The sequence below is a fragment of the Zoogloea sp. LCSB751 genome (assembly GCF_002028455.1).
In the GTDB taxonomy this organism is placed as follows: domain Bacteria; phylum Pseudomonadota; class Gammaproteobacteria; order Burkholderiales; family Rhodocyclaceae; genus Zoogloea.
Genome location: NZ_MWUM01000250.1, coordinates 1 through 266, shown reverse-complemented (window position 1 = coordinate 266; position 266 = coordinate 1). Strand labels below are relative to the sequence as shown.

Annotated in this window: 1 protein-coding gene; it reads right to left on the bottom strand. The window is 62.0% G+C overall.

Annotation, left to right across the window (positions count from 1 at the left end):
- Positions 1-250 (bottom strand): exodeoxyribonuclease VII large subunit (locus tag B4920_RS26540; protein ID WP_161493395.1); only part of this gene is annotated, 250 nt, incomplete at its 3' end.
- Positions 251-266 lie beyond the last annotated feature (16 nt).

Sequence of the window (266 nt, the reverse complement as noted above, 5' to 3'; positions counted from 1 at the left end):
CGATCTTTTGCCCGTTCTCCAGGCGCCAGCCGAGCAGTTGCGCCCGGCTGCGCCACATTACGCAGCGCACCTGGGCGCTGGCATCCTTCAGCGAGAAGTAAACGTGGCCGGAAGCGGCGTAGGTCAGGTTGGAAATCTCACCGCCGACCCAGGTCAGCGGGAAAGTTGCTTCGAGACATTCGCGGACCAGCCGGTTCAGGCTGGAAACGCTGAGCGTTGAGTTACTGACAGGCGTGACGGGATTGGGCATGGCCCGATTGTAACCC